The following is a 12,946-nucleotide window of genomic DNA, read 5'->3' as shown; positions in this document are numbered from 1 at the left end:
ATTTGATATAGACTTTTTAAATTTTTTGCGATATACTTGTCAACAATTTCTTAGAAGGGTTTCCGTTAAAAGAGGATAACGATTACTTTTACATAGAAAATTTTCAGATTAATACAATATTATTTGTTACATCGTTTTTATCTATCATTTTGTTTATTCATACGGAGAGACTACTAGCTGCCTATAGACAGTTGCAAAAGGATGTACGAAACAAATTACGGAGCCCTATTCTATTTTAGATTAGAGTAAGGGAGTATTTTATAACACATGAAAGCATTAATCCGTCTCAGTAATTTTTCGAATAAGTATTTTGCATTTATCACTATTTTAATCGCTGTGGCCGCATTCTTGATGCCCAGTGGGTTTAACTGGCTAAATAACATAATGACCATTTTGCTTGGAATCGTCATGTTTGGAATGGGGCTCACCATGACACCAAAAGATTTTAAATTGGTTTTAACCAAACCTGTACCTGTCATTATTGGTGTTATTCTGCAATTTACTATCATGCCATTACTTGCATTTGGAATTGCAAAACTTTTGAATTTACCGCCAGCTCTAGCAGCTGGAATTATTTTAGTAGGTTCTGTTCCTGGTGGTACGGCATCGAACGTCATGGTATATCTTGCTAAAGGAAATGTCGCATTATCCATTACGATGACATCCGTATCCACCATGCTGGCGCCGATTATGACACCGGTACTTTTGTACCTTCTAGCCGGGCAATGGATTCCAGTAGATCCATTTGCAATGTTCCTTTCCATCATTCAAGTGATCATTATTCCTATCGTTTTAGGAATTATTTTTCAAAGGTTCTTCCCAACAGCGGTTGGAAAAAGCATAGAAGTATTGCCGCTCATTTCGGTAATAGCTATCTCAGGTGTCGTAGCAGCCGTCGTTTCAGGGAATACAGAAAATATCGCATCTTCAGGTTTGCTCATTTTTGTAACGGTTCTCTTGCACAATTGGTCCGGACTGCTTCTTGGGTTTTTAGTTGCCACCCTATTGCGTTTTAATGAAGAAACAAGAAGAGCAATATCCATCGAAGTCGGCATTCAAAATGCTGGATTAGGCACCACCTTAGCGAGCGCTCATTTTGCAGCACAGCCATTGACCGCCTTGCCTGGCGCCATTGCAGTTGTGATGCACGTAATCAGCGGTTCGATCCTTGCATCTATCTGGTCAAGAATACCGTTGAAAAAGAAAAAATCAAACAAAAGAGAAATTGCTTAATTAATCAACTTTCGCATCTAAGAATAAGCATATACATCTTGCTGTTCCAGGATAAACAGACTCTCTATTATCATGCTTGCTTTTCGTTCAATCATCCTGCTATTTTTTGAACAGGATATGGTGTATAGCTTCCGCTCCGGCCAAGCCCTCCGCTTTCCGACGTACAACGGTTTTTGATGGGGCGAGTAACCGCAGTCCCAGGACGTACTAGTGCAGACGTTGCAACAACGGTTTTAATGGGGTGAGTAAGCGCAACCCCAGGACGTTGCGTTCTTAGTCTGCCATGGGGACGGCTTCAGCTAACTTGAAAAGAAGACCGCTTTTCAAGTGGATCTTCAGCTCGCCCTGCGATGCACACGAGGTGCAAGTGCAAGCGTTGTGACAGGAGTCACGGTTTTAGCTTGCAAACCACTTTGGAGTCTACGTGGTTGGCCTGCGCTCTAATAGGACGCTACAGCGTTTGGGAGAAATAACATCCTGATGAAGTGAAATGAAATAATAGCTTTTATGCACAGAAAGGAATGATTGCTGAACATTTTTACTATGCACCACGAAAAATGTGTTCTGTCTAATCTACTTTTGTCTGTTCAACTATTTCATATATTGAACACCCCACCAGCGGAGGCGGACCGTTTTGACTCCTGAGGGATCAGCACCCTCTGAAGATCCACTTTTGCCAAGCGCTCTTCTTGGCAAAAGTTAGCTGAAGAGCGTGCCCCTAGGAAAGCAAAACGGTCCGCCGCAGCGGTATTCTTACACCTTACCTACTTATCTGTGCTAACAGCTGTATAGAAGGAGCAATCATTCCTTGTCCTTGGAAAGGAAGACACTTTTTAACATACGAAAATTGAGTTAATTAAAAACAAAATCAAGAGGAGATTTACCAATTGAAGTATACAGATAACAATCTAACTATCCGGCCAATTGAAGAAAACGATCTGCCCCGTCTGTGGGAACTGATTTTTAAAGAAGAAAAACCAGAATGGAAAAAATGGGACGCCCCCTATTTTCCACACCAAGCAAAATCATATGAAACATTTCTATCCGAACAAGCGCACTGGGTAACTTCTGAAAAACACCGTGTGATTGAAATGGATGGCCATATCCGAGGTACTGTTTCTTATTATTGGGAACATGAACCCTCATATTGGCTGGAAATGGGCATTGTCTTACATGAAGCAGATTCCTGGGGAAAAGGAGTCGGCACCCGGGCTTTAAAATTATGGATAAATCACCTTTTTAATCAGTTACCGCTTGAGCGTGTCGGTTTAACAACATGGTCCGGTAATAAGCGGATGATTCGAGTTGCAGAAAAACTCGGCATGCAGATGGAAGCACGCATTCGCAAAGTCCGGTATTATAACGGAGAATACTATGACTCTATCCGCATGGGCATGCTGCGCGAGGAATGGGAACAACAGCATTATAATACATCTTAATATAAAAGACAGACCTGGTTTTCGAAGCAGGCCTGTCTTTTGCTCACTCTATTAGATATCCATTCAATTTATAAGACACCTTTTGTTATCTTCCCTAATACTTTATGAAGCAAATCTAAACTGAAAAAGAGTACAAAAATCACAATGACCGAAAACGCAGCATGACGGAGAAAAGTAAACGGAATAAAGCTGACCAGCCAATTTCCAACATAATACACAAGTACAAATGCCACCGCAACCGTGATAATATACGAAAGAATGATGCCGATGATTTGCATATAATCAAGTTTTGAATACGTTTCTTTCAACTCTTTTCTGTTTTTCCAAAAACCAGCTGCCAATAACATACCACTTAAAACAGAAAATATACCAGCCAAGAAACTCCATCTCTATTTCTATTGTATCTATTCTTGCTGCTTATCTAACTCATATCATGCCAACACACATCAACGTCTTCTGTTTGCTATGATAAGAAACAGAAACATAATAATGCCAGTATACATCGCAATCCATAAAAATGGAAAATAAGATAAACTGGATAAGGTTTCTTCTTCCCATTGAAATAACGGCTGCTGGGTAACTGTGGCCGGCGGCAGTATCCATGTGATGTATTTGATAGAAGCAGGTAAAGCATTGCGGATACCGAGTGCAGCAATCGAAAGAATGATCGTCAGAGCCAAGCCGCCATAAGCATTGATAGCACTTTCCATCATTCCTTTACTGAAAAAGGCAGCAACACAAACTCCGAGCATAGCTAAAAGCATATGATTGATAAAAGCTACGAAGCCAACATGAAAAGTGACAGAATCAGAAAACAGATTAAAAATAATGGGATAAAGAAATGCAAACACCGCCAACAGCAGCGCAATCAGCCAAACGGCGGTTAATTTTGCCACATAATACCGATAGCTGCTTCTTACATGTACCATCATCAGCTGCCTTTGTACATGCGAATCCAGCGACAAGACACTGATACATAACCAAGCAGATACGATAAACAAAAATAATGACGTAATCGCATAACTATCGACAATTGGATTCGGCTTGTATGTATAAAAAATGAAAATGAGCACCACAAAAGTCGAAATCGGCGGAAAATACTTATGGGAACGGATATAATCATGTAAGCTGTATTGGATAACTTCTTTCAAACAAACATCTCCTTCTATGTAAAACGACAAGACACCTTTATTGTTCTTCATCCCTTTTTAAATCGATATTGCCGACAGACTCCACACTTCCCTGCAATGCCAGAATTTTGGTCAGAATCTGATTACTATTTTCTGAACGGACAGATAACAATAGGTTGTCTTCCCGTTGTACTATATCCAATATTTCCTTCCATTCCTGTACATCGGTAACGTTTATCCCCTTCACTTCAATCTGTTTGATTACCTCTTTTTCCGATGCCTGTTCTTCTTGTAAATGTCCATCTTTGATGTAATAAGTATGGTCAACAACATTTTCAAAAGAGGAGGCTTCATGATAAGTTAATAATGTTGTTGTGCCCTGTTCTTTTAACTCACTCAGAATAGAGACGAATTCCTGCTGCGCGGGAAAATCCAGCCCGGATAAAGGTTCATCTAAAATCAATACATCCGGCTGCTGCAGGATAGCTTGCATAATACCTACCTTCTGGATATTCCCTTTAGATAACGTATTGATTCTGCGGTCACGCCATGTATGTAATTGGAACCGATGCAGTAATGACGCCATACGCTGTTTGAGCACAGCTTCCGGAATACCGTTTATCTTTCCGATATAATGCAAATATTCTTCCGGAGTAAAACGAAGATACTTCGGGAACCGTTCTGGCACATACCCTATCCGAATGTTCTTATCAACATATATGACCTGCCCTGCATCCGGGCGTTCAATTCCTGCTGCAATACGTAAAAAGGTGCTTTTCCCGCTGCCATTCCCGCCTAATAGAGCAATAATCTGTTTTTCTTTTACATGCAGGGAAACATCGCGTAATACATTTTTCTTTCCGTATGTTTTCTTGATATCTTTTAATGCTACGAGTTGATTCATACCCTTCTCCTTATCGTATTATTTGATTTATACCAAATATACATCTTAACATCTGAACTATTTCCTCACCTTGTCGATACCAAACTGCTTATGAATACCTTTATCATATCATTATTTTCCCAACTGTTATACACGGGAGGTTCATCGAATATATTTTCAACAGCGATAAACAAATAATCGTAACCGCGCCCCGACTGCAAGAAATGCTTCAGACGATGGCTGCGATTACGATTTGATGGCATATACGAAGCGGAGATTGCTGCCTCTTTTTCACCCTGCCTTCAACGTTACGTTAAAACATTGGCTATAAATGCTGTATTCGGATAATCAAAGTTGTTTAGCTGTTCGATCACTTTTTCTGTATTATATTGTACCCTGGCTATCGAACATTCGAAACTGTTCTCTGTAATATCCACGATAGCATAAGAGGCCATATTCAGCCCGTCAAAAGGCAAGCCGACACTGCCGGTATTAATGAGGCACTTCCCATCGATATACCGAATATATGATTTATGGATATGCGCATAAATATGAATATCCGCTTCCTTCGCCATTAATTTCTCTTTTAGTACTTCATCACTTTCTGTCGGCTGCACTACTTCAAATAAGCTTTCCGGTGTGGCATGAAAGGCATGTATATTCACTCTCCCGAATGCCAGATTTAATTCTTCCGGCAGATTGTTTAAATAATCCAGATCCTCTTCCGCTAATTTGGCATGAGACCAATCACGTTCTTTGTTCATAATGGAATATGCTTCATCTGGGACCTCTCCGGCACGTATACCGCGGACAACCCATTCATCTGCATTTCCTTTGATAACTTCTGTATTTGTTTCCCTTACTAAATCAAGTGCGCGTTTCGGTTCGGGTCCTCTGAAGCAGAGATCGCCGAGAATATACGTTTTATCAATGTTTTTTTCTTTTATATCTTGCAATACAGCATCAAATGCTTCTGCATTGCCATGTATATCAGATACAAATGCCAGTCTCATGACTTTTCCTCCTCTAAAAGAATAAAATGAATTGCAATTCTCCTTTCCTATTACCGTATACAAAAAGTTTCAAACCCATTTGAATAACAACCTCTTATACATTCTGATATAATCACCACAATAAAGCCTGCCAGAAATACAGAAGTTCCTGACAAGCTTTATTGTTACTCTATTTTACTGTCATAAATCAATTCCCTTCCAAAAACACATCAGGAATCGTATTCAAATCAATTCCCCATACTACAGGGACAAAATAATAAACACATAGCACAATAACGGCTGTTGCTACTATATTTACCCAAAATCCGGTTTTTATCATCTCGATAATTTTCAATTTTCCTGTCCCAAAAATAATCGCATTTGGCGGTGTTCCGACCGGCAGCATAAAGGCACAGTTCGCTGCTAAGGCACATGGAATCATCAGTGCAAATGGATGTATATTTAAAGCGACTGCCAAGGCACCAACGACTGGTAAAATCATGGTCGCTGTTGCTGTATTCGATGTGATTTCAGTCAGAGCCATAATCATCAGCGTAGCAGCTGAAATAATAACGAATAAATGCAAGCCGTCTAAAACGGTCAACTGTTGGCCCAGCCAATCAGACAGGCCTGTCTGCGTAAACCCTGCCGCAATCGCTAAACCGCCGCCAAACAGTAACAGCACGCCCCAGGGAATGTCTCGAGAATCTTTCCAGGACAAGATACGCAATTCTTTTTTAGCAGGAATCGCAAATAATAATATTGCTGCGACTACTGCAATCATCCCGTCAGAAATTCCTGGAATGTTGATAATCACACCATCTTCTGTCCAGAAAAAATCTCTTGTAATCCACATGAATGCTGCAAATAGAAATACAATGGAGACCATTTTTTCTTCATAGCTTGTCTTACCTAATTTGTTTCTTTCTTGTTGAATTAATTCTTTTCCGCCAGGCAATTGTTTAATCTCCGTTTTGAATGCAAATTTATCTATATATATCCATGCGAAGAAAATCATGAATACGACAACTGGAAAAGCGAATAGCATCCATGTCGCAAACGAAATATTTACACCGAATAATTCATCCAGCTGCCCTGCCAGAATAATATTTGGAGGAGTTCCAATTAACGTTCCAAGACCGCCGATTGTTCCAGCGTACCCTATCCCGAAAATAAGCGATTTCTCAAACTTCGGCAATTCTTTTTCTTCTGGTTTTCCTTTTAAGACACTTGCGACCTGTGCTGTAATAGCCAGTCCCATCGGAATCATCATCATAACGGCAGCTGTATTGGAAACCCACATCGATAAAAATCCGGTTGCCGCCATAAACCCTAGTAAAATGCGTTGTATACTCGTTCCAATGACAGAAATAATAAAAAGAGCAATACGTTTATGCAAATTCCATTTTTCCATCGCTGTAGCAATAAAAAAACCGCCTAAAAATAGAAAAATAATATCATTCCCATAAGAAGAAGCGACGTCCTCCCCTTCCATTGCTCCTGTAATTGGCAAGAGAATCAATGGTAACAGGGAAGTAGCCGGTATAGGCAGCGCTTCTGTAATCCACCATGTTGCAACCCATAAGGTAATGGCAAGTACAGATTTTCCTTCTGTAGATAATCCTTCCGGCTGAAACAAAAGCATCGTTAAAGCAAATAATAACGGACCTAAGATGAAACCAATGATTTGTGCTCTGGAATATGGCTTTTTCGGAGGCTCGTTCCCGGAGTTTCCAGGCTCATTTTGTGCTTGCTTGGCATCTTCCTTCTCCGCAGTTTCTTGGTATCGATCAGTATCTTCCCTTTTCACAGCGTCCTTTTTATGTATGGCAAAAACATTTAATACACTTTTCGTACGTGTATGCTGTTTCCAAAGTTCCTGCCATGTCGACGTTAAATAATTCATTTATTCCACTCCTTTTTAAATTGAAAACGCTTCCCAAAAGTGGTTATTCTTTATTTTCATCGATTTTATTGCGTTTGTATATATTTTTTAACTAATCGAAACTAAAATTGACGAAGATTGTCTTTTCCTGCCTGCGAGAGTTTATATTGCTGCAGCGGGCGTCCAAAACTGTGATAAATCACATTTTTTTCAAGCAGTTTTTGTTCTTCAAAAAAGCGCAGATACTTTCGTAAAGAAACATGGGAAATCTGCGCATAAGCACTTAATTCTGCCGCAGACAGCCAATCTTCCTGCTCCTTCATAACCGTTAATATATTCCGGCATGTTTCCTTTGTAATGCCTTTTGGCAAGTCTTCCGGTTGTAACACCGGTTGTTCTCTCGGGTGAAATAAACGATCGACTTCTGCTTGCTGCACCTTTCCTTCCGTTGTTTTTACCGTCTGGCGGTAGCGTACAAGCGACTCTTCGAAACGTTCAAAGGTAAATGGCTTTAAAAGGTAATCCACCACGCCATAACGATAACCTGTTTGAAGTGATGATTGATTATTGGCAGAAGTAATTAAAATAACGTCCACATTAATTTCTTCAGCACGAATCTGTTTTAATAAATCCAGCCCATTTTGCTGCTGTAAATAGATGTCCAGTAAAATTAAATCCACATCCGGCTGTTTCGCCAGTTCTAAACCTTCCTCAACTGTTTCAACGCTTCCGGCACAGCAAAACCCATCTACTTTTTCAATATATTTCTGATGAAACTTAGAAATCAACGGCTCATCTTCAATGATTGCTATATGTATCATCGTGCATTATTCCCTTCTTCCTCATGATGTTCATATGGCATTTTTATTTGTAAACAAACACCTGCACCGATATCCGATTGAATATGATAGCTGCCGTTTCCTGCTTTTACAGCCTGTAGCATAATCGTCATTCCGTATCCGCGATGCAGTCCTTTGGTGGAATAACCTGTTTCTAATATAGAAGGTAATTCTTTTACATCAAAGCCTATACCATTATCCCGAATTTCGTAATACAGTTCTCCGTCCACCACATCAAATAGGAGGGTCATCTTTTTTTCTTCCTGCCCCGCCATCGCATCGACCGCATTTTCCAAGCTATTTCCAATAATCGTAATCCACCGGTCCACCATGATTGGATCTGAAAGACTCGGCCACTTATGTTCCCCCTGAATGTCTACAGCTATTTGCAGCTGCTCCAAACGTTCTAATTTAGTCAATAAATAGCCGGCAATAGCTGCATCATCCATATGTGCAGAAATGACACCTGTTTCCCGCTGATAAATTTTCGACAAGCTGTCCACATATTCCGCCAGTTCTTCATAGGATTCTGTATGAACCATCGCGCCGATAATATGAAGTTTATTCATAAACTCATGTGTCTGTATCCGCAGTGCATGGGCATAAGATTCTACGCCAGACAGCTTCTTCATTACCGCATCCAGCTCATTCCGGTCCCGAAACGTGACAAGTGCACCGCCATGTCCTTGATCTACTTCAAACGAAACAATATTGGTAATCATTTCTAGACTTTCTAAGTGCACCACTTTATCATAGACGGTTTTTTCTCCTTGTATGAAATCCCCGCTGTGCAGTTCCGGCCAAACATCGACGATTTGTTGACCAATTATATCTATCTGACGACCAGCACGCTCCATCATCTTTTTGGCTGATGGATTGGCAATGATAACCTCATGAGCTGCATTTATTGCAATAACCCCTTCACTGACACTGTCAAGCATTGCTTCCCGTTCTTCCATCATATACGCAATCTCCGGAGGTTCTAAATCAAACAGCGTTTTTTTCAGCTTTCTAGCTAAAAAATAAGACCCAATCAGCCCAATGCCCAGACTTACAATCGTTCCTAAGATAGTTACTTTGACACTATCCCACACTGCCTGATGAAGCACCTCTGTTGTAATTCCTACAGAAACTGCTCCAATTTGAGTTCCTGTCTGATTATACACCGGTTCAAAAGCACGCATCGACGGTCCCAATGTGCCGACAGCTTCAGAAGTATAACGCTTCCCTTCAAAGACATCATCGACATCCCCGCCGGCAAAATTTTCTCCTATCCGGTCAGGAACAGGATGTGTCAGACGAATTCCTTCCATATCCATCAGTACAATGTACTGTAAATGATTATTTTCCCGAATGTCGTTTGTGAGCGTATGAAGCGTTTCATCAGCTTCCCCTTCTTCAAGCGCATCCACCACCAGCGGCATACCAGCAAAATGATTTGCGCTTAAAGCAGCTTTATCAGAAAGGGCTTCTTTTGTTTCGGATGCTTGATTATAACCAATCAACAAACCTGTCACAAGCAGCGTTAAACAAATTAATCCACTTGTGAATAACATCATTTGAAACATGAACGGCATACCTTTCTTCTTCATACCGCCGCCTCCTCTCTATCTAAAAGCGAATCGTTTTTTATTATTTGAAAACATCTCTTCCCAAGACATAATATAGCTTATTTACATCTTTTCTACAACGCAGCTCATACTAATCAATAAGGGGGTGTTCTCATGAGTGTCGATAAAGGCAAAAAGAAGAAGAAGAAAAATAAAGAAGAATTGAATGCCATGAAAGGCGGCAAAGAAAGACATCGCAGAAATCGTTCTTAAATTAGAATACACATCATTTTATATGTTAAAAACGCTCGGTGTTAAGTAATAAAGACTCCGGGCTCCCTTGCTATGTAAAACACCGGATAAATGTTACATCCTGCATCAGAATGCCGCATTTACCCGGATGATAAGACCGTTTTTTCTATTTAACGCTCGCGCAATATCAGATAATCCAACAGCTGATAAAAGAAAGGAATATCCGGAAGCAGGGCTAATTCTTGCCGGGCTGCCAAATAATGCTCCCACATTTCCTTTTGCGCTGCTTCTCTGCCAAGAATGGACACAAAGGTCGAATTATTATTTCGATCATCATTTCCCGTTTGCTTCCCTAATACATCCGAATCACCTGTTATATCCAATACATCATCTTTAATTTGAAAAGCGATACCTGCGTGACGCGCAAAACGTTTGACGCTCTGTTTCCGCTCTTCCGATGCTCCGGCAACAATCAGGGGCATCATCCAAGCCGCTTCAAACCCAAGAGCTGTTTTATACATCGATAATGATTCCAGTTCTTCCAGGGTTAATGATTTCCCTCTGGTGTGTAAATCAAAAAATTGACCCTGACACATATTTTGCGTTGTTCTGGTCGAATAAGCAATCAATTCCAGCAGTCTGCTTGAATCTTGATGTTCGATATTAGCCTGCTCCTCAACAGCCCGCTGCGTTAGCCAGAGTCCTGTCAGCTCTGCAGTCGCAGGATTATATTTTTGATGCAGTGTCTCCTTGCCCCTTCGCTCCGGTGCATTATCCTGTGAAGGCAAATCGTCAAAAATAAGCGAGGCTGTATGCATATACTCTATCGATTTCACTAACGGCAATACCAGGTGGTCTGGCAAATCGTATCCCTCTTTTGCCATTATCCAAGTCATCATCGGCCGTAACCGCTTGGCATTGCCCGACAAGCTATAATCAGCCGCTTCTTCTAAAGCACCACCCTCCGATTCAAACCGAAGATGCTCCTCTATCTGGTCCTTGACTTCCTGTATTTTCGTCTTGAATTGTTTCTTAGATGCCTCATTTTGTTTTAATGTTGTTAAAAATTGATCCCGTATCCATTTATCAAAAAAAGCGACATGTTGATTACGGTTCACGATTTTTTCCAACGCTTTCTCTAAATCCGTATCAAAAGAAAATTGCTGCATCAGCTCCTGGTAGCGTTCTTTTCCCAGTCTTTCTTTTAATCGTTTGAAACCATTTATTGCCCGGTCCAGAATCATATTTCTTATTTCTGGTTTTCCCGGATACACTTTATGGATAAAATAATAAATGACTGACCAATACATAGCAAAAGGATTGATTAAGTCGTTACGTTGATGCTGATATGTTATAAAGTACGTATATGGCGTGACATTTTTATTAACAAGGTCTTCCTCCAAATCGGTCAAATCATCTGCAAGCTGATTATATAAACCGTAATGAAACATGTTCGACTCAATATGATCCCCTTCAGCAAACGGCTTAAAGGAACGAATAATCAATCGGGACGAAGCTGATTTTAATATCACGGAAGTATAGAGTGCTTCATCGGTATAATCGGGGTTATCCAATTGTTTTTCCCGGTCCAGTTCCTGGGCTTCAAAAAATAGATACGCATTTTCCAGGAAAAGCTGTCTGCTTTCCGCCGGCTGGCAAGATTGTAAATATTGAAATGCCTCGGACAGTTCTTGGTGGACAGCAGAAATGAACTCCCAGTGATTATCCTGCCAATCAGAGGCTTTTACCGGAAGCACTTCTCCCGTTAACAATGTTTGTTTGATAAAATAAGCAAACGTCTTTTTCTCGGAGACTGTTAATACATCTGCATCCAGAATATCATCAATAAATGGATAGGTTAACCCATAGTAGTAACCAGTACGAATCGCCTGATCCAACAGCTCCCTTCTCATGCTTTTCGAAGGCTCCCCGTCTAATTCTTCTAATGCATGCATGATAACACCGGCAATAATCTTCATGATCTTTCTTCTGGCTTCCTGCTTATTCACTTGCTCAGGAAGAATAGAAGAAATATGCTGCAGCTTATCCATTACCCAGAAAAAAGCCTCTTCCAGTGATTCTTTTTTTGCCATTTGATATAACTCAGTCATATGGAAAGGAACATGCTGCTTTTTCCGATGTAAATAGTTCTTCACACTTTCAGTAACCTCAGCGATTCTGTTTTGCATTGTAAGTGACGTAATATCCCGGCCAAGGTCGCGAAAATAGATATATGATATACTCCGGTGTAAATACGAATCGAGCTGGCCTGTCTTTGCTAAATAGGAAAGAAAAGCTCTATTTGGAGGGCTCCCGCCTTTATCAAAATGAATCCACGATTTCTTTTTGTCCTGCTGATATTGATAAAGCGTCTCTGTCAATGTTGCCGCAAAATCCTTTTGTTGTATTTGAGCTTGCAATGTATGAAAATACGCTTTTGCCTGCTTTTGTTTCGCCTGTGAATAATTTTTTTCCATTAGCCTGTTCCGTCCTTCATATTTTGTTAAGTAATTAAGTATATCATGAAACAAGGCAAACAATAATTTCTGAAGCAAAAACTTAACGGAATCTTTACATTATGAACATCATTTATCTTACTCTCTCTGCGTTTTTAGCCGCTCCTCCTGCTCCAGCTGAATAGCTTTTGGAACATATAATTTAAAAGCCAATAAATCGAAAGAAAAGCCGCGGTCGCCATACACTTCACCTGCTAATCTTTGTCTACAGATGTATGGAGGAAATT

10 protein-coding genes are annotated in these 12,946 nt (G+C 40.3%); 2 read left to right on the top strand and 8 right to left on the bottom strand.

Features of this window, described 5'->3' with window-relative positions; genetic code table 11:
* Positions 1-267: 267 nt before the first annotated feature.
* Positions 268-1,233 carry a bile acid:sodium symporter family protein gene (locus ACFQ19_RS10470; protein ID WP_379592027.1) on the top strand — a complete coding sequence of 322 codons (966 nt, stop codon included), beginning with the start codon at positions 268-270 and terminating at the stop codon, positions 1,231-1,233.
* Positions 1,234-2,120: 887 nt separating this feature from the next.
* Positions 2,121-2,672: a GNAT family N-acetyltransferase gene (locus ACFQ19_RS10465; RefSeq protein ID WP_379592026.1), complete on the top strand. Its 552-nt coding sequence runs from the start codon at positions 2,121-2,123 to the stop codon at positions 2,670-2,672.
* Positions 2,673-2,740: 68 nt separating this feature from the next.
* On the opposite strand, the gene ACFQ19_RS10460 is transcribed toward ACFQ19_RS10465, so the two are convergent.
* The 8 genes from ACFQ19_RS10460 to ACFQ19_RS10425 all read right to left on the bottom strand — a co-directional run bounded on the left by ACFQ19_RS10460 (position 2,741) and on the right by ACFQ19_RS10425 (position 12,680).
* The gene (locus tag ACFQ19_RS10460) at positions 2,741-3,049 is read right to left on the bottom strand and encodes a hypothetical protein (RefSeq protein WP_379592025.1); all 309 of its coding nucleotides are present in this window, start codon (positions 3,047-3,049) and stop codon (positions 2,741-2,743) included.
* A gap of 69 nt (positions 3,050-3,118) precedes the next feature.
* Positions 3,119-3,823, bottom strand: coding sequence for a hypothetical protein (locus ACFQ19_RS10455; RefSeq protein ID WP_379592024.1), 705 nt, complete (start codon positions 3,821-3,823; stop codon positions 3,119-3,121).
* Between the two features lie 37 nt (positions 3,824-3,860).
* Entirely contained in the window at positions 3,861-4,706 is an 846-nt protein-coding gene (locus ACFQ19_RS10450) for an ABC transporter ATP-binding protein (RefSeq protein ID WP_379592023.1), read from the bottom strand.
* 287 nt (positions 4,707-4,993) lie between these two features.
* Complete coding sequence (locus ACFQ19_RS10445; protein WP_379592022.1) at positions 4,994-5,698, bottom strand: metallophosphoesterase family protein; 705 nt, start codon at positions 5,696-5,698, stop codon at positions 4,994-4,996.
* Between the two features lie 187 nt (positions 5,699-5,885).
* On the bottom strand, positions 5,886-7,583 hold the full coding sequence (locus ACFQ19_RS10440) for an SLC13 family permease (protein WP_379592021.1): 1,698 nt from the start codon (positions 7,581-7,583) through the stop codon (positions 5,886-5,888).
* A gap of 101 nt (positions 7,584-7,684) precedes the next feature.
* Positions 7,685-8,383, bottom strand: a complete 699-nt coding sequence (locus tag ACFQ19_RS10435) for a response regulator (RefSeq protein WP_379592020.1) — start codon at positions 8,381-8,383, stop codon at positions 7,685-7,687.
* The gene (locus ACFQ19_RS10430; RefSeq protein WP_379592019.1) at positions 8,380-9,993 is read right to left on the bottom strand and encodes an ATP-binding protein; all 1,614 of its coding nucleotides are present in this window, start codon (positions 9,991-9,993) and stop codon (positions 8,380-8,382) included. Before ACFQ19_RS10430 ends, ACFQ19_RS10435 begins: the two co-directional genes overlap by 4 nt.
* 380 nt (positions 9,994-10,373) lie before the next feature.
* Entirely contained in the window at positions 10,374-12,680 is a 2,307-nt protein-coding gene (locus tag ACFQ19_RS10425; RefSeq protein ID WP_379592018.1) for a polyprenyl synthetase family protein, read from the bottom strand.
* Positions 12,681-12,946: the final 266 nt, after the last annotated feature.

The sequence above is a fragment of the Oceanobacillus locisalsi genome, assembly GCF_042675985.1.
GTDB lineage: Bacteria > Bacillota > Bacilli > Bacillales > Amphibacillaceae > Oceanobacillus > Oceanobacillus locisalsi.
The sequence above is the reverse complement of the archived record's forward strand: the minus strand, read 5'-3'. Positions and strand labels throughout refer to the sequence as shown.

Bases quoted from the DNA above. Each gene is read 5' to 3' on its own strand.
- ACFQ19_RS10470 (WP_379592027.1), top strand. From the start codon at position 268: ATGAAAGCATTAATCCGTCTCAGTAATTTTTCGAATAAGTATTTTGCA.
- ACFQ19_RS10450 (WP_379592023.1), bottom strand. From the start codon at position 4,706: ATGAATCAACTCGTAGCATTAAAAGATATCAAGAAAACATACGGAAAG.
- ACFQ19_RS10445 (WP_379592022.1), bottom strand. From the start codon at position 5,698: ATGAGACTGGCATTTGTATCTGATATACATGGCAATGCAGAAGCATTT.
- ACFQ19_RS10440 (WP_379592021.1), bottom strand. From the start codon at position 7,583: ATGAATTATTTAACGTCGACATGGCAGGAACTTTGGAAACAGCATACA.
- ACFQ19_RS10435 (WP_379592020.1), bottom strand. From the start codon at position 8,383: ATGATACATATAGCAATCATTGAAGATGAGCCGTTGATTTCTAAGTTT.
- ACFQ19_RS10430 (WP_379592019.1), bottom strand. From the start codon at position 9,993: ATGAAGAAGAAAGGTATGCCGTTCATGTTTCAAATGATGTTATTCACA.
- ACFQ19_RS10425 (WP_379592018.1), bottom strand. From the start codon at position 12,680: ATGGAAAAAAATTATTCACAGGCGAAACAAAAGCAGGCAAAAGCGTAT.